The following is a 23075-nucleotide window of genomic DNA, read 5'->3' on the forward strand; positions in this document are numbered from 1 at the left end:
TCTTACATAGGCTAACTATCTATTTCCAGCCCGGCCGGTGGGATACCCGCCACATGCCGCAACTGCGCGAGAAAGGTCGCCCGGTCGTCGCCCCGGACCACGTAATGGCAGGCCGCGAGCCGGACTATCGCCGCAGCGGCGATATCGGCATCGTCGCCGTCGATCATGGGCCGGATGAGGTCGCGCATGACCGGCATCACCCGGGTCAACTCGGCCAGGACATGATCCGGTTCCACATCGACCAGCCTGGCCAGCGAATACGACTGCTGATGGTCGACCATGTAGCGCAACGCCGCATCCAGCCGGGCGGCGCCGGTGAGCCCCGCGGTCGCGGCCGCGAAGGCGTCTTCCGTGTTCTGTTGCTCGAATCGACCGAAAGCGGCGAGCAGTTCCTCTTTCGAGGAGAAGAATCGATACAGCGTCGGCCGCGAGACCTTCGCCGCGGCGGCGACATCGGACAGGTTCAGCTTGCTGTGACCGTGCCGGCTCAGCACCTCGAAGGTCGCCCGCAGGATCCGCGTCCGGGTCGACCCGTTCGAGCTCTCATCCGGTGCCATTTACATCCTTTACACTTTTTGTAAGTTATGTAACACTCTATCGGTACCGCCCGATCGGTCCGACAGCCTCTTCGCTCGGTGAGCCCCTCCGGACAGCTCGACGCGGCACGTTCCATCCAGCTCTAGCTGCATCGAGGTGAGTCCGATGACGGACACCTGTGTTCCGCGCGACGAGATCGACTTCGATCCGTTCTCCGAAGAATTCTTCCGCGAACCGCACGAAATCTACCGCCGCCTCCGCGCGGAGGCTCCGGTCCACTTCAATCCCACCTATGGCCTATGGGCGCTGTCGCGCTATGCCGACGTCGCCCCCGGGATGAAGGACTTCGAAACCTTCTCCTCGACCCAGGGCATCACCTTGGACATGGTCCTGGATCCGGAGTACGTCAAACCGGAAATGCCGATGATCATCATGATGGACCCGCCCGAGCACACCCGGATGCGCAACCTCGTGCGCAAGGTGTTCACGCCACGCGCGATCGCGGAGCTGGAGCCCATGATCCGGGAGATCATCGCGTCCTTCGTCGCGCGCATCCCGGCCGGTGAATTCGATGTGGTGACGGATTTCTCCACCCACTTCCCCATCGAGGTGATCAGCGCCATGCTCGGCGTACCCGCCGAAGACCGGGCCTGGCTGCGCGAAGTGCACGCGCTACCGCTGGAACGCAAACCCGGGGAAACGGGGATGCGCCCGGAAGCCAGGCAGGCGCTCGCAGAGGCCGGGCGCTATCACTTCGGCTTGATCCTGGAACGCCGGGCACGGCCCCGCGACGATATGATCAGCCGCCTCATCGAGGCCGAGGTGGACCGCGGTGACGGGGTCACGACCAAACTCACCGATATCGAAATCGCCGGCTTCATCTCGCTGCTGGGCGGCGCCGGCGCGGAAACCGTCGCGAAGCTCATCGGCACCGCCGCCGTACTTTTCGCCGACCACCCCGAGCAATGGCAGGCCATGCGCGCCGACCGGTCGAAAATCCCCGGCGCGTTCGAAGAAGTGCTGCGCTACGACGGCCCGGTGCAGTACGACCTGCGCTACACCCTGCGCGATGTCCACCTGCACGACCGGACGATCCCGCAGGGCAGCCACGTCCTGATGCTGCTGGCCTCGGCCACCCGCGACGACGACCATTTCCACGACGCCGACCGGTTCGATATCGATCGCCCGCATGCCGGGCACAACCTCGGCTTCGGCTACGGGATCCACAGTTGCCTCGGCGCGGCCCTGGCCCGGATGGAAGGCCGGATCGCCCTGGACGCCCTGCTCGACGTCATGCCCGAATACACCCTCGACCGGGAGGGATTACGCCGGGCGACGACGACGAACGTAGCCGGCTGGGCGAATGTCCCCGTCCGCGTGAACTGAACGATGCGGTGGGGGTCAGCGCCGGGCCGGCGCTACCCCCACCGCGGCGTCAGCGCTCGAGCCTCTCGATGATGGTTGCGTTGGCGGTGCCGCCGCCTTCGCAGATGGTGAGCAGGCCGTAGCGGCCGTTCGTGCGTTCCAGCTCGTTGAGCAGGGTCGCGAACAGTTTCGCACCGGTCGCACCGAGCGGATGGCCCAGCGCGATCGCGCCGCCGTTCACGTTCACCTTCTCCGGATCGGCGCCGGTCTCCTTCAGCCAGGCCAGGACCACGGGCGCGAACGCCTCGTTGATCTCGATCACGTCGATATCGTCGATGGTCAGGCCGGTCTTCTCCAGCGCCCACTTGGTGGCCGGGATGGGCGCGGTGAGCATATAGAGCGGATCCGCGCCGCGGGCGCTCACGTGGATGATGCGGGCGCGCGGGGTGAGACCGTATTCCTCGACCGCCCACTCCGAAGCGAGCAGCGTGGCGCTCGCCCCGTCGGAGATCTGCGAGGCGACAGCGGCGGTCAGTGGGCTGCCCTCCTCGAGAGCGGGCAGCGAGGCCATCTTCTCCAGGCTGGTTTCCCGGGGCCCCTGGTCGATCCAGAAATCACCGACCGGCACTATTTCCTTGTCGAACCGGCCCGCCTTGATCGCGGCACGTGCCCGGTCGTGGCTGCGCAGCGCCCACTGCTCCATATCCGCGCGGCTGATCCCCCACTTTTCGGCGATCATCTGCGCGCCGCGGAACTGGGACACCTCGGCGGTGCCGTAGCGGTGATCCCAGCCTTTCGCACCGACGAACGGGGAATCGAACCCGTATTCCTTACCGGCGATCATGGCCGCGGAGATCGGGATGGCGCTCATGTTCTGTACACCGCCGGCCACGATCACCTCCGCGGTGCCGCTCATGATGGCCTGGGCACCGAAGTTGATCGCCTGCTGGCTCGACCCGCACTGCCGGTCCACGGTGACCCCGGGGACCTCCTCCGGGTACCCGGCGGCCAGCCACATCGTCCGGCCGATATTGCCGGCCTGCGGCCCGACATTGTCGACGCAGCCGACGATCACATCATCGACATTCGCCGGGTCGATCGGGTTGCGCGACAGCAGGCCCTGCAGCGCGGCCGCGCCGAGGTCGGCGGGGTGGACCTCGGCCAGCGCGCCACCGCGCTTGCCGACCGGGGTGCGTACCGCGTCGATCACATACGCCTCACGCAGCGGCGCGTAGGGGCGGCGGGCAGCTGTAGCCATGGGTTTTCTCCTAATCGGTACGGCCCGGCACGGTGAGCCCGTCGAGCACGATGGTGAGGTACTGCTTGGCAAGGGTTTCGACGGTGATCGACCCGCCACCCGGCTGGTACCAGCGCACCGCCACCCAGACCGTGTCCCGCAGGAAGCGGTAGGCCAGGTCGATATCGAGCTCGGGGCGGAAACTGCCGTCGGCGACTCCGCTGGTGAGCACCCGCCGCCACAGTTCGCGGAATTCGCGGTTGTACTCGCCGATATAGGCGAAACGTTCCGAGCCCTGCAGCCGTTTCGCCTCGGACTGGTAGATGGCGACCGCGGCATGCGAGCGATCGAACGCCTCGTAGGAGGCCAGTACCAGGGCTTCCAGGGTGGCGCGGGAGCTCAGGCCGGCGGCGGCGATCTCGCGGTAGCGACCGAAGAGTTCGTCGAGGAAGCCGCGCAGGATCTCGTCTACCATCCCCTCTTTCGAGGAGAAGTGGTGATAGAGGCTGCCGGAGAGGATCCCGGCGGCGTCGGCGATATCTCGCACCGTGGTCGCGCGCACACCCCGTTCGGCGAACAGGTCGGCCGCCAGATCGAGGAGTTCGGTACGCCGGGCCGATTTCGAGGGGTCGGGTGCGGTCACCCGGCCATGATACAACCAAGCATTTGCTTGGGTCCATGGTAGCCGGGAAGGAACCGGTCCCGGCGTTTCCGGCTCCCCCCTCACAAATCGGAGCCGGACCCGCCGGGCCCGCAGTGCGGCACCGCGATCCCGCACTACTTTCCGATCTGATTGGACGCACGATTCCCCGAACCGGTTCCCCGAGTGCGGTTCCGAAGTTATCCGCGCAGTACCCGTCGTTTCACCACGACGCCGGGCGCTGCCGGCCCCGCACGCCCGCGGCGCCTCCGCCACACCGAAGACGGATTGCCTGGAGAGCCCGTCGTGTCGCCGGTCGTCGAGGCGCGGCGTGCCCGGCCGGCCGTGGGGCACCCCGGCCGAACGCATGCGCGGACCCCGCGGCTGCCGGAATTCCGATGCCACCGAACCTGCCCGGCGCACGCCCCGGTCCGGCGCATCGAAGCCGCGGGCGATCTCCCGATGGGTTACGCGCGCTGGCTGCTGACCGAGACGACTTCGCCGGTGAGGTAGGTCGTGTAATCGCTGCACAGCATGGCGATGGTCGCGGCGACTTCCCAGGGTTCGGCCGCGCGGCCGAAGGCTTCCCGTTCGGAGAGGCGGTCCAGCAGTTCGCTGGAGCTGACCTTGTCGAGAAACGCGTGCCGGGCGATACTCGGCGACACCGCATTGATTCGGACCCCGAGTTCGGCGGCTTCCACCGCGCTACACCTGGTCAGCGCCATCACCCCGGCCTTGGCGGCGGCATAGTGGGCCTGACCGTACTGGGCGCGCCAGCCCAGCACGCTGGCGTTGTTGACGATCACCCCGCCGTGTTTCGCGTCGCGGAAGTAGTTCAGCGCGGCGCGGGTGCAGCGGAAGGTGCCGTTGAGGGTGATATCGAGGACCTTGTCCCACTGTTCGTCGGTCATATCGACCACCGGCGTCTCACCGCCGAGCCCGGCATTGTTGACGAAGATATCGACCCCGCCCAGCGCCGCGGCGGAACCACGCACCAATTCGTCGACCTGCGCGGTGCTGGTCACATCGCAGACGATCGCATCCACTTTTCGATCGGCGAACTCTTCGGCGAGTTCGGCGCGGGTCGCTTCCAAACGACGCTCGTGCCAATCGGAGACGACCACATCGGCGCCCTCGTTCAGCAGCCGGCGGGCGGTGGCGGAACCGATTCCGGTACCGGCGGCCGCGGTGACCACGGCCCGGCGGCCGGTGAGCAGCCCGTGGCCGGGGGTCTGCGGCGGCGGGACGGACAGCGGCCCGCTCACTGCCGGGCCTCACGGGGCAGGCCGAGCACCCGCTCGGAAATGATGTTGCGCTGCACTTCGTTCGAACCTCCGTAGATCGTGTCGGCGCGGGTGAACAGGTACAGCCGCTGCCATTCGTCGAGATCGCCGTCCGCGGCGACCAATCCGGCGGCGCCGCGCACCGCCATGGCCAGTTCGCCGAGTCCGCGGTGCCAGTTCGCCCAGAGCAGTTTGCCCACCGACGCCTGCCCACCGTCCTCGGCCGTCTCGGCCATGGTGCGCATGGCGTGGGCGCGCAACACCCGCAGGCCCACCCAGGCCCGGTCGACCTTGTCCGCGAGCAGTGGATCGTCGAGCGCACCCGTTTCGCGAGCCAGTTCTTCGATGGCAGCGAGCTCGCGCGCGAACCGGATCTGCTGCCCGAGGGTGGAAATTCCGCGTTCGACATTGAGCGTGCCCATGGCCACGCGCCAGCCGTCACCGGGTTCACCGACCACGAGATCGGCCTCGGTGCGCGCGTTGTCGAAAAAGACTTCGTTGAATTCCGAGGTACCGGTGAGCTGGATGATCGGCCGGACCTCGATACCGGGCTGATCCATCGGGACCAGCAGATACGACAACCCCTTGTGCCGTTTCGAACCGGGCTCGGTGCGGCATACCGCGAAACACCAGTCGGCCACATGGGCCAGGGAGGTCCAGATCTTCTGGCCGTTGATCGACCACTGGTCGCCGTCGAGGCGGGCCGAGGTGGCGACAGCGGCCAGATCGGATCCGGCGCCGGGTTCGGAATAGCCCTGGCACCACAGTTCGGTGACCGTGCGGATCCCCGGGAGGAAGCGGTCGCGCTGGGCGTCGGTGCCGAAGGCCAGCAGGGTCGGGCCGAGTAATTCCTCGCCCACGTGGGAGACGCGGGCCGGCGCGTTCGCCTTGGCGTATTCCTCGTGGAAGATGATCTGCTGGCGCACGCTCGCCGCGCGGCCCCCGTATTCGACCGGCCAGCCGAGGCAGGTCCAGCCGGCGGCGGCCAGGGCGCGGTCCCATTCCAGGCGTTCGTCGAATGCCTCGTGTTCGCGACCCGGACCGCCGAGCCCGCGCAACTCCCGGAACTCGCCGTTCAACTGTTCGTCGAGCCAGCCGCGCACCTGCGCGGCGAATTCGCCGTCGCTCAGTGCGGCCACGCTGGTTCGCTCGACGGCCGTACGCGGCTGGGCAGCGGCCGCGACACGCGACCCCGCCGCGGGTTCGGCCGATTGCCGCTCGCCGTCGCGACCGGTCCCGGATTCTGAGGTCTGGATAGCACCCACGCCGGTAGGATAACCTACCAAGCACTTGCTTTGTAGACTCCGTTCGAGACCGCGCGCACCGCACCCGGCCGCACGACCATGAGGACACCCGTGACTACCCCTGCGCACACACCGCCGGTGGCACAGACCATCCCCGCGGCACTGCACGCCGCCGCCGACACCTACGACACGGCGCCCGCCCTGGCCGACGGGCCCGTCCGGCTCGACTGGACCGAACTGCTCGCCCAGGTCCAGGACGTGGCACGAGCGCTGCTGGCCCGCGGGATACAGGTCGGCGACCGGGTGGCGATCTGGTCGCCCAACACCTGGCACTGGGTGGTCGCCGCGCTGGGCGCGCATTACGCCGGCGCGACACTGGTCCCGCTCAACACCCGGTATGTCGCCGACGAAGTGGTCGACGTGCTGAGCCGGGTGGATGCCAAGGCACTTTTCATCGCCGGCACCTTCCTCAAACGCGACCGCATCGCCGAACTGCGCGCGACCGCGCCGGACCTGCACATCGAGACCGTCGTGGTGCTCCCGGTCGAGGGCGAGCAGGAACGGGCCGAGGGCACGCTGAACTGGTCGGATCTGGCCGAGACCGCCGCGGCGGTCGGCCGGGAACAGGCCCGGGAACGCGCCGAATCGATCAGCGGTGACGAGCTGTCCGACATCCTGTTCACCTCCGGCACCACCGGCCGCAGCAAGGGCGTGCTGATCGCCCACCGGCAGACCTTGTCGGCGGTACGCGGCTGGACGGAATGCTCGACAGTGAACAGCGCCGACAACTACCTGATCGTGAACCCGTTCTTCCACAGCTTCGGGTACAAGGCCGGAATCGTCGCCTGCGTCCTGACCGGAGCCACCATGGTGCCGCAGATCGTCTTCGATGTGCCGACCACCATGCGCCTGATCGACCAGGAGAAGATCACCGTCCTGCCCGGCCCGCCCACCATCTACCAGACCATTCTGGATTACCCGGAGCGCGGCGAATTCGAGCTGAGCAGTCTGCGGGTGGCGGTGACCGGGGCGGCGCCCGTCCCGGTGGTACTCGTCGAACGGATGCGCGCGGAACTCGAGTTCGAGGTGGTACTCACCGCCTACGGACTGTCCGAATCCACCGGCTTCGGCACCATGTGCCGGGTCGACGACGATGCCGAGACCATCTCGGCGACCAGCGGCCGGCCGATGGCCGGGTTCGAACTGAAATTGAGCGACGCCGGGGAAATACTCCTGCGCGGTCCCAATGTGATGCTGGGGTATCTCGACGATCCCGAGAGCACCGCGAAAACCATCGATGCCGACGGCTGGCTGCATACCGGCGATATCGGTGAGATCAATGAACGCGGATACCTGAAGATCACCGACCGGCTCAAGGATATGTACGTCAGCGGCGGATTCAACGTCTATCCCGCCGAGATCGAACAGGCCCTCTCCCGGCTGGACGGCGTCGCCACCTGCGCGGTGATCGGGGTCCCCGATACCCGGATGGGTGAGGTGGGCAAGGTGTTCGTCGTCCGTAAGCCCGGCGCGAAACTCACCGAGGACCAGGTGTTCTCCTACGCCACCAAAGTGCTGGCCAATTTCAAAGTTCCGCGTTTCGTCGAATTCCGCGACGAACTGCCCTACAACGCCGGCGGCAAGGTACTCAAACGCCGGTTACGTGAGGAGAATTCGTAATGCCGGACAACCATCCACCGGCCACGAACGGGAGCGTTCCCTTCGAGCCCGATGTGGTCACCTACGAACGCCGCGGCGCCATCGCCGTGGTGACCTTGAACCGGCCGGATTATCGCAACGCGCAGAACTCCGTGATGACCTACGCGATCGACGCCGCCTTCGAACGGGCGGTGGCGGATCCCGAGGTGAAGGTCATCGTGCTGGCCGGTAACGGGAAACATTTCAGCGCCGGCCACGATCTGGGCACCCCGGGCCGCGACCATCACGTGAAATACCCGAACAAGGCCGCGCTCTGGTGGGACCATGTGGACCGCCCCGGCGGCGATCAGCGCTTCGCCCGGGAAACAGAGGTCTACCTCGGGATGTGCCGCCGCTGGCGGGAGATCCCCAAACCGACCATCGCCATGGTGCAGGGCGCGTGTATCGCGGGCGGGCTCATGCTGGCCTGGGTCTGCGATCTGATCGTCGCCGCCGATGACGCCTTCTTCTCCGATCCGGTGGTGCGCATGGGGATTCCGGGTGTCGAATACTTCGCCCATCCGTGGGTGATGGGGCCGCGCGCAGCCAAGGAATTCCTGTTCACCGGCGACCGTTTCGACGCCGCGCAGGCCAAGGAATGGGGCATGGTCAACCGGGTGGTCCCGCGGGCGGAACTCGAAGCCGAAACCATGGCACTGGCCGAAAAGATCTCGGCCATGCCGCAATTCGGGCTGGCGCTGACGAAGAAAGCGGTCAACCAGTCCGAGGACCTCATGGGTATGCGCAGCGGTATGGACTCGGTCTTCGGGCTGCATCATTTCGCGCACGCCCACAATGCCGAAGTCGGCAGCGATTCCCTCGGCGGGTTGAACGCCAAATCCATGAAAGCGCAGGCGACCACCGCCGCGGCCACGAACGACGGGAAAGCCTGAATGGATCTCGATCTCGACGACAGCACCCGGGAATTCCAGCGGGAGGTCCGCGAATTCCTGGCCGCCCACGTCCCCGCCGAACCGCTGCCCTCGATGGACACCGCGGCGGGCTTCGAAGCGCACCGCGAATGGGAACGCACCCTGGCCGAGGCACGGCTGTCGGTGGTCTCCTGGCCGCACGAGTTCGGCGGTCGCGACGCCTCACTGCTGGAATGGGTGCTGTTCGAACAGGAGTACTACGCGGCCGGCGCGCCGGGCCGGGTGAGCCAGAACGGGATCTTCCTGCTCGCCCCCACCCTGTTCGAACACGGCACGCCCGAACAGCTCCAACGGATCATGCCGCGGATGGCGCGCGGTGACGATATCTGGGCGCAGGCCTGGTCGGAACCGGAAGCCGGTAGCGATCTGGCCGGTATCCGCTCCACCGCGCGCCGCGCCGACGGCGGCTGGGTACTGAGCGGACAGAAGACCTGGAGTTCGCGGGCGGCGTTCGCGGATTGGGCGTTCGGCCTGTTCCGCAGCGATCCCGAGGCCGAACGGCACCGCGGGCTCACCTACCTGATGTTCCCGCTCACCGCCGAAGGGGTGACGGTCCGGCCGATCCCGCAACTGGACGGTGAACCGGGTTTCGCGGAGATCTTCCTCGACGACGTCTTCGTCCCCGACAGCGATGTGATCGGCGCCCCGAACGAGGGCTGGCGGGTCGCGATGAGCACCTCCAGCAACGAACGCGGTCTCTCGCTGCGCAGCCCCGGCCGGTTCAGTGCGACCGCGCAGCGGCTGGTCGACCTGTGGACCGAAACCGGTGACACCGGCACCGCGGCACGGGATGCCGTGGTCGACGCCTGGATCGGCGCCGAGGCCTACCGCCTGCACACCTTCGGCACCGTCACCCGGTTGAACGAGGGCGGCAAACTCGGCGCGGAATCCTCGATCACCAAGGTGTTCTGGTCCGAACTCGATATCGCCATGCACGAAACCGCGCTCGATCTCCTCGGCGCCCGCGCCGAACAGGCGAGCCGCTGGACCGACGGCTACCTCTTCTCGCTGTCCGGCCCGATCTACGCCGGCACCAACGAAATCCAACGCAACATCATCGCCGAGCGGCTCCTCGGCCTACCCAGGGGAGGCAACCGATGAAATTCGCGCTCAGCCCGGAGCACCGGGACTTCGGTGCCAGTATCCGCAAGGTCTTCGATTCCGGTTCGACACCCGCCGCGGTGCGGGCCTGGAGCGGTGCGGATCCCGCACCCGGCCGGGCGCTGATCGAACAACTCGCCGCCGCCGGCGCCCTCGGCCTGACGATCGCCGAGGATTTCGGTGGCCTGGGCGCCGAACCGCTCGACCAGCTGGTCGCGTTCGTCGAGGTGGGTCGCGCGGCGGCGCCGGGCCCGCTGGTGGAATCGGCCGCTGCCGTACCGGCGCTGCTCCAAGCGCTGGCGGCCACCGACCCTTCCCCCGCGCAGCGGTGGCTGCCCGGTATCTCCGAAGGCACGGTATCGGCGACGATCGCATTCGGCGGGCCGGAGGGCACGGGAGTCGCGGTGGACGCGGATCGCGCCGACCTCGTACTGATCGCCCACGGGGATCGCCTGTCGACCGGTCGCGTAGGCGACGCCGTACGGTCGGTGGACCCGGCCCGCCGGTTGTTCACGGTGGGGGCAGGGGAAACGATCGCCGAAGGTCCGCAGGTACCCGATGCCGTCGCGGCGGGTTTCGATGCCGGCGCGCTGGCCAACGCCGCTGTGCTGCTCGGTGCCGGTAAAGCCCTGCTCGACGCCTCCACCGACTACGTCAAACAGCGCAAACAATTCGGCCGGCCGATCGGTGAATTCCAGGCGGTAAAACAGAAACTGGCCGATGTGTTCATCGGACTCGACCTCGCCGAACCCCTGCTGTATCGGGCGGCGCTCACCACCGCGACCCCGAACCGCGCCCGCGATACCTCCGCGGCCGCGGTGGCCTGCGCCGACGCCGCCTACCGGGCGGCCCGCACCGCATTGCAGGTGCACGGCGCGATCGGCTACACCGCCGAATACGACCTGTCGCTGTGGCTCACCCGGGTCACCGCCCTGCGCACCGCCTGGGGTACGCCCGGCCTGCACCGCGGCCGGGTCGCCGAAGCCCTGCGCGCCGGATCCACGGCCACCGAATCGGACGCGCTCACCTGAGCACACAACCGGACGTAGGCGCTACCGCGGCATCCGTCCGTCAGACCTACGGGAGAAGAGATGATCAGCGAGGAACAGCAGGAGCTGGTATCGGCGGTCCGGGGACTGCTGGCCAAACGCGACGCCCGGGCCGGGATTCGCCAGGCCATGGACACCGACCTGGGCTACGACCCCCAACTGTGGGCGCAGTTGTGCGAGCAGGTCGGGGTGGCCGCGCTGGCGATCCCCGAGGAGTACGGCGGCTTCGGCGCCGGCCTGGCCGAGGCCCTGCTGGTGGTCACCGAACTCGGCCGCACCCTCGCCGATGTCCCGATGCTCGGTTCCGCGGTACTCGGCGCGCAGGCGGTACTGCTGTCCGGCGATACCGACGCCGGTGAGCGTCTGCTGCCCGGCGTCGCCGAAGGCACCCGCACCCTCGCCGTCTGCTGGGCCGCCGCATCGGGCTGGGACGAGTTCGGTGTGCGCGTCACGGGGGAGACTGTCGACGGCACCGCGCACTACGTCCTCGACGGCACCATCGCCGACACCCTGATCGTGGTCGCGGAGAGCGGCCTGTACGAGGTCGATCCGTCAGCCTCCGGGGTCGAGCGCCGGCGGGTGGCCGCCATGGACCCGTCCCGGTCGCTCTCCGAGATCACTTTCACCGGTGCCGCCGCCCGCCGGCTCGGCACCGGTGATCCCGCCCCGGTCATCGAACGACTCCGGCAGATCGCCTGGGCCGCCGTGGCCGCAGAACAGGTCGGCGCTGCCGAATACTGCCTGGAAGCCACCGTCGAATACACGAAATCACGGGTGCAGTTCGGCCGGGTCATCGGCAGCTTCCAGGCCCTCAAACACCGTATGGCCGATATGTACGTCCTGGCCGAATCCGCGAAATCGACCGCCCTCACCGCGGCCATCGCCCTCGCCGAGGACAACCCGTCGGCCGCCGAGGACGTCTGGGTCGCGCGGCATCAGTGCACCGAGGCCTTCACGACCATCGCCGCCGAAACCATCCAGCTGCACGGCGGTATCGCCATCACCTGGGAACACGACGCCCACCTCTACTTCAAACGCGCCCACGGCGACGCCCACCTCTTCGGCACCCCGAAGCGCCCGGCGGTACACGGCTGATCGGGGTCCGATCGTCGGTGAGCCACCACAGCACCACATGCGTATCGAGCAGGAGAGTCACCGCGGCATACCGAAGTCGTCGGCGATTTGGGCGTTCGTGGCGTCGGAGTCCCATTCCGCCCCGAGCGTGAGCGTGTTGCGCAACGATCCCCAGCCGGTCCGATTCACCCGCCGCACCAATGGCACCACCTTGGCGACCGGATGCCCGGCCCTGCAGATGATTTCCTCACCGCGTTCGACCCGCTCGACGATACGGGACAGATTCGTCTTCGCCTCGTGGATATCGAACTGTTCGGCCGCGCCGCCCACCATCTCCACCTCCTTGGCCAGGACGTTAGCCCAGCTGGTCGGCCCGGGTTTCGATGCCGCGTGGAAACGAGCGGGAAATCCGGTTGCGCGGCCGCTGGAGCGGGTGGCAGAGTCGGAGCGCAACAGCGAGTCGTGAGGGAGGTGGAGAGCGTGACAGTCGAGCGGATTGTCGTGCCGCGGCGGACCGTGCCGGTCGGCGCCGCAGCGTTCTCCACCCTGAACCTCCCTCGCTGAACCCGGTCGGGTTCGGCGACCCGACGAAGGAACTTCCCCACAATGGTCGACTACGACCTGCTCATCCCCTACGGCTGGAACGACGCACTGGCCGAGGAATACCTCCCGCATATCGAACCCGGATTCGCTCCCGCCCGAATTGTGCGGATGGACCGCGGCGAATGCGATGTGGTGACTCCCGCGGGCCCGGCCCGCGCCACCTGTCCCCGCTCGGATTCCGAGATCAGCGGCCTGTGCACCGGCGATTGGGTGGCTCTCGACGCCCGGTCCCATGTCCGGGCGCTGTTGCCGCGGCGTTCGGTGATCGCCCGCTCGTCGGCGTCCGGGCGGTCCGAGAGCCAGACCCTCGCCGCGAATGTCGACACCGTGCTGATCTGCACGGCCGCCGACGGCGATGTGGACCTGGGCCGGATCGAACGGATGCTCGCCGTGGTCTGGGAAGGCGGCGCCCAACCGGTCGTCGTACTCACCAAGGCCGATGTGGCAGAAGATCTGCCGCTCGGTGAGGTCCGCGCGGTGGCGCCGGGTGCGGCGGTACTGGCCGTCAGCGCGGAAACCGGGGACGGTCTCGATATGCTCACCGCCGTCCTCAACGGCACCGTCGCACTGCTCGGGCCGTCCGGCGCCGGGAAATCCACGCTGGCCAACGCGCTGCTGGGTGCGGAAGTGTTCGCCACGAATCAGGTGCGCGCCACGGACAAGAAGGGCCGGCACACCACGGTGCACCGGGAACTGCGTCCACTCCCGGGTGGCGGAACACTCATCGACACCCCCGGCCTCCGCGGCATAGGTGTATGGGACGCCGCCGAGGGCATCGGCCGGACCTTCAGCGATATCGAGGACCTGGCCCGGGATTGCCGTTTCGACGACTGCGCACACGACAGCGAACCGGGTTGCGCGGTCCGCGAAGCGGTCGACTCCGGCATCCTCACCCCGCGCCGCCTGCGCAGCTACCGCAAACTGGCCCGCGAGAACACCTGGCTGCAGGCCCGCACCGATAAGCGTTTGCAGGCCGAACGCGAGCAGGTCTGGCGCGGTATCGCCAAACAGCAACGCCGCATGTACCGCGAACGCGGCACCCGCTGACCCGGGTAGCCGGACGCGACCGTCCCGGGCGGCGGCGACTGCACAGGACCCCGTCCCGTGCCCGCCGCCGCTCGCGAGGGCGGGTCAGCGGATGCGCATGATGCCGGTGATGGTGCCCTGCCAGAGTTCGCCGTTCGTGGTCGTGAGCCCGGCCATCTGGAGGGTATCGGCGACGATGGTGGCCGACATCGGGTGTTTCGCGGTGACTTCGCCGGTGGCGGGGTCGACGACGCCGTAGGCGTAGCCGTCCAGTGGGGTGGTGAGGCCGAGGCCGAGCCGGAGGACGGTGTAGATATTGCCGTCGGCGGCCGACAGTTTGGGTACTGCCGCGCTGCGGACATCGTTCTCCCACACCGTGTGACAGCCCTGGTCGTCGATATCCACGCGGGTCATCCCACCGGAGAACGGCGCGATCGCGGGCTCCGCGGGGCCCGCGTCGTCGGGGACCGTCGGATAGGGGTAGCCGTAGGTGCTCGCCACGAAGACAGAGCGGCCGATACCGATCGGCGAATTCTCGCTGCCGGGGCCACCTTCGGTCAGCACCGGCTGGTTGCAGACGAGCTCCCCGCTGTCGGCTCGGTAGACCAGGAGATGCACTTGGTCGTCCGCGTTGTCGACGATGGTGAGGTACTCGGTGCCGTTACCCGGCCCGAAGTAGGTGGGCGTCGAGCCGGTGCCCCAGCTGAGCTGGCCGGGTTTGCGTGCGGAACCGCGGTCGTAGGCGGCGCGCCACCGCACTTTCGGGGCACCGGATCCGCGGGCCGCGAACTCGTACAGCGCGTGGGTGGTCGCGACCGCCACACCATCCGGCGACGACGAAATACTGTTGGCCACGCGTTCTCCGGCCGGGAGCCGGTGGGTGGTCACGGCCCCGTCGCGGCCGACCTTGCCGACCAGTCCCCCACCGGTGGCGAACCAGACATTGCCCGACCAGTCCGGAACCAGCCCGGTGACCGCGTCATCTGCTGGAATCCCGCCCGTCAGATCGGTATTCGCGCCGATCGCCAGACTCCACTTACCGTCGGCGCCGCGGCTGTGCGCGATCCGCAGCAGCCGCCGTTCACCGTCCACGACCACCAAACGGTTCTCGTTGTCCAGGTAGGCGTAGACCCCGCCGAGGAGGCTTCCCTTGGTCAGGCTCAATTTCGCCGCCGGCGGGCCGATGGGGCCTTTCGCGGGATCGAAGAGATAAACGGTGGGAGCGCGATCGACGATGGCCGTGCACAGCGCGACGACCATCCCGTCCGACCCCTGCAGAATGGTGGGACAGGCAGCCGCCAGCGGGTCACCGGACGGGGTCACCCAGCCGGTACCCGGCCCGGCCAGCGGGGTGACATCGGAGGATCCGGCGTCGCCGTGCATGGTCGCGGTGCCGAGCGGGCCCAGGTGGGGGTTCGCCGGACCCAGTGGGCCCCAGCCGGGTTGGGCACTCGCCGGAAGCGAGGTCAGCGCGAGCGCGGCGGCGAGTACCGGCAGGAGCCGGTAGGCGGAACGGGCAATTCGCATGGCGGCATATTATTGGAACTTGTTACAGTTCGGGCCGGATCGGACGCGAACGCCGGGGTGCCGTGCGGAGCGGAATTCCCGTCGGCAGGATGCGGCGCGGGGCCGGCGAAACCCACGGCCGGGACCCGCCGGCACAGCACCGGCGGACTACTCCGGGACGTCGAGAACGCCTTCGTCGACGGCCCATTTGATGGTTTTCTGCAACCGGTCGCAGGTGTCCGGCCGCCCGGGCCCGCAACCCTTGGCGCTGAGTTCGGCGAACACCGGGCACTGGTCGGCCGGGTTCCCGGTCCACTGCACCGAGGTCTGCCGGGAACTGCTCTTGCGGACCAGTACCTCGGTGTGGCAGGCCTGACACCGCAGCGGTGTCAGGCCTTGCTCCAGGTATCGTTCCCGGTCCACGACCGTCTGGGCCCGCACCGCGTCCCGCCGCGCGGGCTGGTCGGCGAAGTCGGGTGCTTTCGCCCAGCGGGCCATGTCAGACTCCTGCCTCCGCTTGGTCGGCGGACGCGGCCGCCTCTTCCTCGCGCTTACGCCGCAGGTTCTCTTCGACCTCGGCTTCCCAGGCCTCGTTCGCCTTGGTCGTATCGACCTCGAATTCGAAGCGCTGGGTCATCTTCTCCGTGACGTCCGCGACGTCGACGTAGAACTGGTCGTACCAGCGGCGCAACTGGTAGACCGGGCCGTCCTCCTCGCAGAGCAACGGGTTCTCGACCTTGGACTTGTGCTTCCAGATCTCGACGTCCTGCAGGAAGCCGTCACCGAAGAAATCGGCCATGGTCTTCGCCAGGTTCTGCGAGGTCTCGTCGTCGAGACCCTTCGGCTTCTCGACGGTCAGGCCCCATTGCAGCATGAACGAATCCTGCGTCACCGGATAGTGGCAGTTGATCAGGTTGATCGTGATCTCGTAACCACCGTAGCTGTTGACCAGCGGATTGATCATGTAGGAGGGCCCGAAATACGATGCCTCCGACTTCAACAGCTGATCACCGGCGTACTTGGCGCCCATCCCGATATCGGGGCGGCCCTTGGTCTCCAGGAACTGAGTGGCGACATGCCCCTCGAAAACGTTCTTGAAGTAGGTGGGGAACGCGTAGTGGATATAGAAGAAGTGGGCCATATCCACCACGTTGTCGATGATCTCGCGGCAGTTCGCGCCCTCGATCAGCAACGAGTTCCAGGTCCATTCGGTCCAGCCGCTGTCGAGTTCCTCGACCGGGTTGCCGTCGGCATCGGTATAGGGGCCCTCGATATAAGGGATGGTCACCTCGGGCGGAGGTTCGTTGCCCTCGTGGTCGTGCCAGACGAAGAGCTGACCGTTGCGTTCCAGGGTGGTCCAGCGCCGGGTCCGGGCCAGCGGCGGAACCCGCCGGGCATAGGGAATGGACGTGCACTTACCGCTCGCGCCCCACCGCCAGTCGTGGAACGGGCAGGCGATGTCGTCGCCCTTGACCTCACCCATGCTCAGGTCACCGCCCATATGGCGGCAGTACGCGTCGAGTACGTGCAGTTCGTCGTTGCTGTCGGCCCAGATCACGAGTTTGGTCCCGAATGCCTGCACCGAATGCGGTTTGCCGTCGCGGAAGTTCTGGGCCAGTCCCAGGCAATGCCATCCGCGCGCGTATCGGGTCGGGGTCGAACCGACGTCGAGCTCCCGCACCTTCGCCTTCGCCCCACCGCTCGCCGGGGTTACTGCCATCGCGATTCCTCCTCCTGCTGTACTAGAACACGTTACAAAACTGGCGCCCCGAACGCCAGCGATTCGCGCTACATCCAGCACATGTCCCATATTCGCAGCACACAGACACCGGTTCTCGACATGAACAAGAACCTGTTCTAGTCTCAGAAGTAAATTCTGCGCCGAGCAGATGACTACCGGTTAGCAAAACGACCAGGCAGGAGCAGGGCCGGAGATGACGCGAGAAGTGACCGAACGGGTCGAAGCGCTATTGCCCACGCTGCGCGCCCGCGCACAGGAAGCCGAAGATCTTCGGCAGATTCCCGACGAATCGATCAAGGACCTGCAGGAAGCCGGCTTCTTCCGGCTGCTGCAGCCCAAGCAGTGGGGTGGACTCGCGGCCGATCCGGTCGTCTTCTACGACACGGTGCGCAAGATCGCCAGCGCCTGCGGCTCCACGGGCTGGGTCGCGGGGATCATCGGCGTGCACAACTGGCATCTGGCCCTGTTCGGCCAGGAGGCGCAGGAAGAGGTGTGGGGTGAGGACACCGATGTGCGGATCTCCTCCTCCTACGCGCCGATGGGTGCCGGCACCGTGGTCGACGGCGGTTATCAGGTGAGCGGGTCGTGGGCCTGGTCGTCGGGTTCGGGTCACGCCGACTGGACCTTCGTCGGCGGGCCGGTGATCAAGAACGGTAAGCCGGTGGATTTCGGCAGCTTCCTGATCCCGCGCTCGGAATACGAGATCGACGACGTCTGGAACGTGGTCGGGCTGCGCGGTACCGGATCCAACACCCTCGTGGTGAAGGACGTCTTCGTGCCCACGCACCGGTTCCTGAGCTACAAGACGATGAACGACCTGAAGTCGCCCGGTCTGGAGCGCAACACCGATCCGGTCTACAAGATGCCGTGGGGCACCATTCACCCCACCACCATCTCGGCGCCGATCGTCGGTATGGCCTACGGCGCCTACGAGGCGCATGTCGAGCACCAGGGCAAGCGGGTACGCGCCGCCTACGCCGGGGAGAAGGCCAAGGAGGATCCGTTCACCAAGGTGCGGATCGCCGAGGCGTCCAGCGATATCGATGCCGCGTGGCGGCAGCTGTCGGGCAATGTCGCCGACGAATACGCGCTGCTGCTCGAGGGTAAGGAAATCCCGTTCGACCTGCGCGTGCGCGCCCGCCGCGATCAGGTCCGCGCGACCGGCCGGGCCATCGCCTCGATCGACAAACTGTTCGAGAGCTCCGGCGCCACGGCGCTGGTGAACGGCACTCCGCTGCAGCGGTTCTGGCGGGACGCGCACGCCGGCCGGGTGCACGCCTCCAACGATCCGGAACGCGCCTACGTCATGTACGGCACCCACGAGTTCGGTCTGCCCGTCTCGGACGGGATGGTGTGATGACCTCGACCGCCGAACTCACCTACGCGTCCACCTCGAAGTTCGCGCAGGTCCGGCCGGACCTGAAACTGCACTATCACGAGGCGGGGGTCGGTAACGGGCCCACCATCGTGCTGTTACACGGCGGCGGCCCGGGGGCTTCGTCGTGGTCGAACTTCTCCCGCAACATCCCGGTGCTGGCCCGCGATTTCCATGTGATCGCCGTGGACCAGCCCGGCTACGGGCAGTCCGACAAGCCGACCGAGCATCCGCAGTACTTCGTGCACAGCGCATCGGCGCTGAAGGATCTGCTGGACACCATGGAGATCACCGATCGGGTTCACCTGCTCGGTAATTCACTCGGCGGCGGGGCGTCGGTGCGGTTCGCGCTCGATTACCCGGACCGGGCCGGGAAGCTGATCCTCATGGGTCCCGGTGGTCTGAGCACGAACCTGTTCGCGCCCGATCCCACCGAGGGCGTACGCCTCCTGTCGAAGTTCACCTATGAGCCGACCCGGGAGAACATCGAGGCCTTTCTGCGAATCATGGTGTTCGACCAGTCGCTGGTCACCGACGAACTGATCGACGAGCGGTTCGAAGCGGCGAAGAAGCCGGAATCGATCGCGGCGATGCGCGCGATGGGCAAATCGTTCGCCAGTGCGGATTTCGAGAAGGGCATGCTCTGGCGCGACGCCTACAAACTGCGCCAGCCGGTGCTGCTCATCTGGGGCCGTGAGGACCGGGTGAACCCGCTCGACGGCGCGCTCGTCGCGTTGAAGTCGGTTCCGCGCGCCCAGCTGCATGTTTTCGGCGGCTGTGGGCACTGGGCGCAGCTCGAGAAGTTCGCCGAGTTCAACCGGCTCGCCACCGATTTCCTGCTCGGCGTCAAGGAGAAATGACGATGAGTATCAAGGCACTCGGCTATATGCGTATCGAAGCCACCGATATGGCGGCTTGGCGCGAGTTCGGCCTGAAAGTGCTCGGCATGATGGAAGGCAGCGGTGCGAACCCCGACGCGCTGTACCTGCGCATGGACGATTTCGCCGCGCGTCTGGTGATCGTGCCGGGCGAGCAGGACCGGCTGCTGGTCTCCGGCTGGGAGGTCACCGACGGCCCGGCGTTGCAGCGGTTGCGGGAGACCCTCGAGAAGGAGGGCATCCCCTACACCGAGGGCACCAAAGCGGAGCTCGACGAACGCCGCGTCGAAGGCATGATCCGGTTCCAGGATCCCTCCGACAACACCCTCGAGGCGTTCTACGGTGCCCAGTACCTCGGCCGCCGGTTCGTCAGCCCGTACGGCCACAAGTTCGTCACGGCGGAACAGGGCCTCGGACACGTGGTGCTGACCTGTACCGATGATGCCGCGGCGCAGGCCTTCTATCAGGACGTGCTGGGCTTCCGGTTGCGGGATTCCATGCGGCTGCCACCGCAGCTGGTGGGTCGCCCGGAAGACGGTGACCCGGCCTGGTTGCGGTTCTACGGCTGCAATCCCCGCCATCACGCGCTGGCGTTCATGCCGCTGCCCAACCCGACCGGCATCGTGCACCTCATGGTCGAGGTGGAGAACTCCGACGATGTCGGCCTCTGCCTGGATCGCGCCCAGCGCAAGAAGGTGAAGATGTCGGCCACCCTCGGCCGGCATATCAACGACAAGATGCTGTCGTTCTATATGAAGACCCCCGGCGGATTCGATATCGAATTCGGCTGTGAGGGACTGGAAGTCGACGACCACAGCTGGATCGCCCGCGAATCCACCGCGGTGAGCCTCTGGGGCCACGACTTCTCCGTGGGTTTCAAGTGATCTCCGGCCGTGCCCGGTGCGATACTCGCACCGGGCACGGCTGATATCCGGCGCTCCGCACGCCGGCAGCTCCAGGTACGAGGCGAGGACGGTATGAACGTGACGGCACCAGCGGATCCGGCGGACGGCGCCCCCGAAACGGCGGCTGATCAGCCCGCCATCGACCCCCGGCAGTTCCGCAATATCCTCGGGCAGTTCTGCACCGGTATCACGGTGATCACCACGTTCACCGGCGAGAACACCCCGATCGGTTTCGCCTGCCAGTCCTTCGCCGCGCTCTCCCTCGATCCGCCGCTCGTCCTCTTCTGCCCGACCAAGGGATCCCGGTCCTGGGCCGCCATCGAGGAGAACGGCCGCTTCTGTGTGAACGTCCTCGCCGAGGAACAGCAGCCGGTCTGCGCGAAATTCGGCTCCCGCGAACCCGATAAGTTCGCCGGAACTGATTGGCACACTTCAGAACTGGGTCTCCCCCGGCTCGGCGATTCGCTGGCCACCATCGAATGCGCGGTGGACCGCGTGGTGGACGGCGGCGACCACTACATCGTCATCGGCCGCGTGCAGGCCATGACGGAAACAGCCGCGACGACCAACGGCCGCCCGTTGCTGTTCTATCGCGGCCAGTACACCGCCATCGAACCGGAGAAGACCACCCCGGCCCCCTGGCGCGCCGACCTGGACGATTTCCTCACCACCACCACTCTGGACACCTGGCTCTAGTTCCGGCGACCGATCCACTTCACCGGCCGGCCGCGGACAGCAAGGTTGCTGCCGCGGCGCGCGCCTGCTGCGCCACATGCGGTCCGTCGCCCTGCACGGCGGCCGTCGCCATAGCGCCGTTGGCGAGAATCATCAACTGGTCGGCCAAGTCTGCCGGATATGAGCATTCGGCGACGAGTTCGGCCAGATAGTCACGCACCGCGAGTTTGTGCCGGCGGGCGATCCGGCCGACATCGTCGGAAGTACCGCCCAGTTCCCCGACGGTGTTGATGAACAGACATCCCCGGAAACCGGGTTCGGCGAACCATTCGAGCAAGTAGTCGAATACGGCCAGAATCCGCTCACGTGGTGTATCGGCCCGCGCCTCCACGTATTCGGCGATCGCCGAGCGCACGTCACGGTCTCGCCGTTCCAGTACCGCACATACCAGCGCGGATTTGGAAGGAAAGAGCCGGTAGAGCCGTTTCAACGGCACGTTCGCGGCGTCGCGGATGCTGTCCATCCCGACCGCCTGCACCCCGCGATCGTTGAACAGGCGGTCGGCTGCGGCGAGCACCTGTGCCGCTTCGGTTTCCTCCGCCACAGCTTCCTCCTTGCATTGAGAACCACCGTTCTCCTACACTACAGAGGCTCTTGAGAACGACCGTTCTCAACCTGGGCCCCGAAGGAGACAACAATGAGTTCCGGTACCACGAACAAGACCGCAGTCCTCGTCATGAGCGACCCGAACGGCGGCGACGAAGCACTCGGCCGCATGTTCAATGCCCTCGCCGCCGCCTACGACTTCGACCAGGCCGGCGACGAGGTCCGGGTGCAATTCCAAGGTGCGGGCACCCGCTGGCCCGAACTGCTGGAATCCCCCGAGCATCCCGCTTACGACGTCTACCAGGCGGTACGACACACCATCGCCGGAATCTCCTGCGGATGCAGCGATCTTTTCGGCGGCCGGGACGGCGCCACCGCCGCCGGCCTCGACCTGATCAAGGACAACCCGCTGCCGGGGACGTCCGGGGTCGCCAGCGTGCGGGCGCTCGTCGACAACGGGTACTCCATCCTGGCGTTCTGATCATGGAGCATTTCTTCGCGCTGACCTTCGGAGCGGAGGAGCAGGCGCACCAGCGCCGGAAGGGCTCACTCGACCGCTACGAACACGCGCTGTCCGCCGCGCCCGTGCCGACCGGCCTGGGCGCGGCGGAAGCCGGGTTTCTGCAACTCCGCGACAGTTTCTACATCGCCTCCACCGGCGGCAACGGCTGGCCGTATGTGCAACACCGCGGCGGGCCGCCGGGCTTTGTGAAGGTCGCCGGACCAACGCAATTGGCGTGGGCGGAAAGTACCGGCAACCGCCAGTTCATCACCGCCGGGCACCTCGACCACGACGACCGGGTCGCGATCATCGCGGTGGACTATCCGAACAGGAAACGGCTCAAGGTACTCGGCCACGCCCGGTTCGACCCGGATCCGGCACCGGAAGTACTGGAACGACTCGGCACCACCGGCCGCCTCGAAGGCATCATGACCGTCGAAGTGGTGGCCTTCGACTGGAACTGCCCCAAGTACATCACCCCCCGGTTCACCGTGGCCGAGATGCGGGCCGCCACCGCACCACTGCGCGAACGTATCGACCGGCTCGAAGCGGAACTCGCCGCACAGCGAGCCGCAACCGGCCCCTGCCCACAACACGAAAGGTCCTCATGACCGACAGCCGACCCCCATTGCCACCGTTCACCGCAGCGACCGCGCTCCAGAAGGTTCGCGCCGCCGAGGCCGCATGGAACACCCGCGATCCGCAGCGGGTGGCCCTCGCCTACACCCCGGATTCGGTGTGGCGCAATCGCGATCAGTTCGTCACCGGGCGAGCCGGAATCGTCGAGTTCCTGACCGCCAAATGGCAGCGGGAGCTGGACTACGCCCTCCGCAAAAGCCTGTGGAGCTTCGGCGAGGACCGCATCGCCGTCCGCTTCCAGTACGAATGGCACGACACCGCGGGCCGCTGGTGGCGCAGCTACGGCAACGAACTGTGGGAGTTCGACGAGCACGGCCTGATGCGGCGCCGGGAAGCGAGCATCAACGATGTCGGGATAGCCGAGACCGACCGAAGGATCTTCGGTCCACGCACAGAACACGAAGCCGACGTAGATATCCCACTCGAGTAGGTCCGGCCCCGGAAAGCGGGACCGGATCA

At 67.1% G+C, this 23075-nt stretch carries 24 protein-coding genes; 14 read left to right on the forward strand and 10 right to left on the reverse strand.

What is annotated here, in order from left to right:
* Positions 1–11: 11 nt before the first annotated feature.
* Entirely contained in the window at positions 12–557 is a 546-nt protein-coding gene (locus ACQEVO_RS28165; RefSeq protein ID WP_432919289.1) for a TetR/AcrR family transcriptional regulator, read from the reverse strand.
* 145 nt (positions 558–702) lie between these two features.
* Here ACQEVO_RS28165 and ACQEVO_RS28170 point away from each other — a divergent pair, with 145 nt between their 5' ends.
* Positions 703–1923: a cytochrome P450 gene (locus ACQEVO_RS28170; RefSeq protein WP_432919291.1), complete on the forward strand. Its 1221-nt coding sequence runs from the start codon at positions 703–705 to the stop codon at positions 1921–1923.
* Positions 1924–1972: 49 nt separating this feature from the next.
* Here the strand turns inward: ACQEVO_RS28170 and ACQEVO_RS28175 are convergent, their stop codons facing one another.
* The 4 genes from ACQEVO_RS28175 to ACQEVO_RS28190 all read right to left on the reverse strand — a co-directional run bounded on the left by ACQEVO_RS28175 (position 1973) and on the right by ACQEVO_RS28190 (position 6201).
* Positions 1973–3127 carry an acetyl-CoA C-acetyltransferase gene (locus ACQEVO_RS28175; RefSeq protein ID WP_432923078.1) on the reverse strand — a complete coding sequence of 385 codons (1155 nt, stop codon included), beginning with the start codon at positions 3125–3127 and terminating at the stop codon, positions 1973–1975.
* Positions 3128–3170: 43 nt separating this feature from the next.
* Complete coding sequence (locus tag ACQEVO_RS28180; RefSeq protein WP_432919293.1) at positions 3171–3782, reverse strand: TetR/AcrR family transcriptional regulator; 612 nt, start codon at positions 3780–3782, stop codon at positions 3171–3173.
* A gap of 464 nt (positions 3783–4246) precedes the next feature.
* A complete protein-coding gene (locus ACQEVO_RS28185) occupies positions 4247–5044 on the reverse strand; it encodes an SDR family oxidoreductase (protein WP_432919295.1) in 798 nt (265 codons plus the stop codon).
* Positions 5041–6201, reverse strand: a complete 1161-nt coding sequence (locus tag ACQEVO_RS28190) for an acyl-CoA dehydrogenase family protein (protein WP_432923081.1) — start codon at positions 6199–6201, stop codon at positions 5041–5043. Before ACQEVO_RS28190 ends, ACQEVO_RS28185 begins: the two co-directional genes overlap by 4 nt.
* A gap of 204 nt (positions 6202–6405) precedes the next feature.
* On the opposite strand from ACQEVO_RS28190, the gene ACQEVO_RS28195 reads away from it, so the two are divergent.
* The 5 genes from ACQEVO_RS28195 to ACQEVO_RS28215 are packed head-to-tail and all read left to right on the forward strand — an operon-like array spanning position 6406 to position 12181.
* Complete coding sequence (locus ACQEVO_RS28195; protein ID WP_432919297.1) at positions 6406–7986, forward strand: FadD3 family acyl-CoA ligase; 1581 nt, start codon at positions 6406–6408, stop codon at positions 7984–7986.
* Positions 7986–8897, forward strand: a complete 912-nt coding sequence (locus tag ACQEVO_RS28200; protein WP_432919299.1) for an enoyl-CoA hydratase — start codon at positions 7986–7988, stop codon at positions 8895–8897. The genes ACQEVO_RS28195 and ACQEVO_RS28200 overlap by 1 nt, the downstream gene beginning before the upstream one ends.
* Positions 8898–10037 carry an acyl-CoA dehydrogenase family protein gene (locus tag ACQEVO_RS28205; RefSeq protein WP_432919300.1) on the forward strand — a complete coding sequence of 380 codons (1140 nt, stop codon included), beginning with the start codon at positions 8898–8900 and terminating at the stop codon, positions 10035–10037.
* Positions 10034–11068, forward strand: coding sequence for an acyl-CoA dehydrogenase family protein (locus tag ACQEVO_RS28210; RefSeq protein WP_432919302.1), 1035 nt, complete (start codon positions 10034–10036; stop codon positions 11066–11068). Before ACQEVO_RS28205 ends, ACQEVO_RS28210 begins: the two co-directional genes overlap by 4 nt.
* 60 nt (positions 11069–11128) lie before the next feature.
* The gene (locus ACQEVO_RS28215) at positions 11129–12181 is read left to right on the forward strand and encodes an acyl-CoA dehydrogenase family protein (protein WP_432919304.1); all 1053 of its coding nucleotides are present in this window, start codon (positions 11129–11131) and stop codon (positions 12179–12181) included.
* A gap of 57 nt (positions 12182–12238) precedes the next feature.
* Here ACQEVO_RS28215 and ACQEVO_RS28220 read toward each other — a convergent pair whose 3' ends face one another.
* On the reverse strand, positions 12239–12493 hold the full coding sequence (locus ACQEVO_RS28220; RefSeq protein WP_432919306.1) for a type II toxin-antitoxin system Phd/YefM family antitoxin: 255 nt from the start codon (positions 12491–12493) through the stop codon (positions 12239–12241).
* Between the two features lie 273 nt (positions 12494–12766).
* On the opposite strand from ACQEVO_RS28220, the gene rsgA reads away from it, so the two are divergent.
* Positions 12767–13810 carry a ribosome small subunit-dependent GTPase A gene (rsgA, locus tag ACQEVO_RS28225; protein WP_432919308.1) on the forward strand — a complete coding sequence of 348 codons (1044 nt, stop codon included), beginning with the start codon at positions 12767–12769 and terminating at the stop codon, positions 13808–13810.
* An 84-nt stretch (positions 13811–13894) separates the two neighbouring features.
* Here rsgA and ACQEVO_RS28230 read toward each other — a convergent pair whose 3' ends face one another.
* The 3 genes from ACQEVO_RS28230 to ACQEVO_RS28240 all read right to left on the reverse strand — a co-directional run bounded on the left by ACQEVO_RS28230 (position 13895) and on the right by ACQEVO_RS28240 (position 17015).
* Entirely contained in the window at positions 13895–15316 is a 1422-nt protein-coding gene (locus ACQEVO_RS28230) for a hypothetical protein (protein ID WP_432919310.1), read from the reverse strand.
* Between the two features lie 147 nt (positions 15317–15463).
* Complete coding sequence (locus ACQEVO_RS28235) at positions 15464–15793, reverse strand: hypothetical protein (protein WP_432919312.1); 330 nt, start codon at positions 15791–15793, stop codon at positions 15464–15466.
* A gap of 1 nt (position 15794) precedes the next feature.
* Positions 15795–17015 carry a Rieske 2Fe-2S domain-containing protein gene (locus ACQEVO_RS28240; protein WP_432919314.1) on the reverse strand — a complete coding sequence of 407 codons (1221 nt, stop codon included), beginning with the start codon at positions 17013–17015 and terminating at the stop codon, positions 15795–15797.
* Between the two features lie 214 nt (positions 17016–17229).
* Here ACQEVO_RS28240 and hsaA point away from each other — a divergent pair, with 214 nt between their 5' ends.
* From hsaA to hsaB, 4 genes are all read left to right on the forward strand, one after another.
* Positions 17230–18393 (forward strand): 3-hydroxy-9,10-secoandrosta-1,3,5(10)-triene-9,17-dione monooxygenase oxygenase subunit, encoded by a 1164-nt coding sequence (gene hsaA / locus ACQEVO_RS28245; RefSeq protein WP_432919316.1) that lies wholly within the window; start codon positions 17230–17232, stop codon positions 18391–18393.
* On the forward strand, positions 18393–19271 hold the full coding sequence (gene hsaD, locus ACQEVO_RS28250) for a 4,5:9,10-diseco-3-hydroxy-5,9,17-trioxoandrosta-1(10),2-diene-4-oate hydrolase (RefSeq protein ID WP_432919318.1): 879 nt from the start codon (positions 18393–18395) through the stop codon (positions 19269–19271). The genes hsaA and hsaD overlap by 1 nt, the downstream gene beginning before the upstream one ends.
* A 2-nt stretch (positions 19272–19273) precedes the next feature.
* Positions 19274–20173: an iron-dependent extradiol dioxygenase HsaC gene (gene hsaC, locus ACQEVO_RS28255; protein ID WP_432919320.1), complete on the forward strand. Its 900-nt coding sequence runs from the start codon at positions 19274–19276 to the stop codon at positions 20171–20173.
* 99 nt (positions 20174–20272) lie between these two features.
* On the forward strand, positions 20273–20890 hold the full coding sequence (hsaB, locus tag ACQEVO_RS28260) for a 3-hydroxy-9,10-secoandrosta-1,3,5(10)-triene-9,17-dione monooxygenase reductase subunit (protein ID WP_432919322.1): 618 nt from the start codon (positions 20273–20275) through the stop codon (positions 20888–20890).
* 19 nt (positions 20891–20909) lie between these two features.
* Here the strand turns inward: hsaB and ACQEVO_RS28265 are convergent, their stop codons facing one another.
* Positions 20910–21473: a TetR/AcrR family transcriptional regulator gene (locus tag ACQEVO_RS28265; protein ID WP_432919324.1), complete on the reverse strand. Its 564-nt coding sequence runs from the start codon at positions 21471–21473 to the stop codon at positions 20910–20912.
* A gap of 93 nt (positions 21474–21566) precedes the next feature.
* Here ACQEVO_RS28265 and ACQEVO_RS28270 point away from each other — a divergent pair, with 93 nt between their 5' ends.
* From ACQEVO_RS28270 to ACQEVO_RS28280, 3 genes are read left to right on the forward strand one after another with little or no spacing between them, the layout of a single operon-like run.
* Positions 21567–21956 carry a hypothetical protein gene (locus ACQEVO_RS28270; protein WP_432919326.1) on the forward strand — a complete coding sequence of 130 codons (390 nt, stop codon included), beginning with the start codon at positions 21567–21569 and terminating at the stop codon, positions 21954–21956.
* 2 nt (positions 21957–21958) lie between these two features.
* Positions 21959–22588, forward strand: coding sequence for a pyridoxamine 5'-phosphate oxidase family protein (locus ACQEVO_RS28275; protein WP_432919328.1), 630 nt, complete (start codon positions 21959–21961; stop codon positions 22586–22588).
* Positions 22585–23046 (forward strand): nuclear transport factor 2 family protein, encoded by a 462-nt coding sequence (locus ACQEVO_RS28280; protein WP_432919330.1) that lies wholly within the window; start codon positions 22585–22587, stop codon positions 23044–23046. The genes ACQEVO_RS28275 and ACQEVO_RS28280 overlap by 4 nt, the downstream gene beginning before the upstream one ends.
* The last annotated feature ends 29 nt before the right edge of the window (positions 23047–23075 follow it).

The organism is Nocardia sp. CA-290969 (genome assembly GCF_050936135.1).
Taxonomy (GTDB): Bacteria; Actinomycetota; Actinomycetes; order Mycobacteriales; family Mycobacteriaceae; genus Nocardia.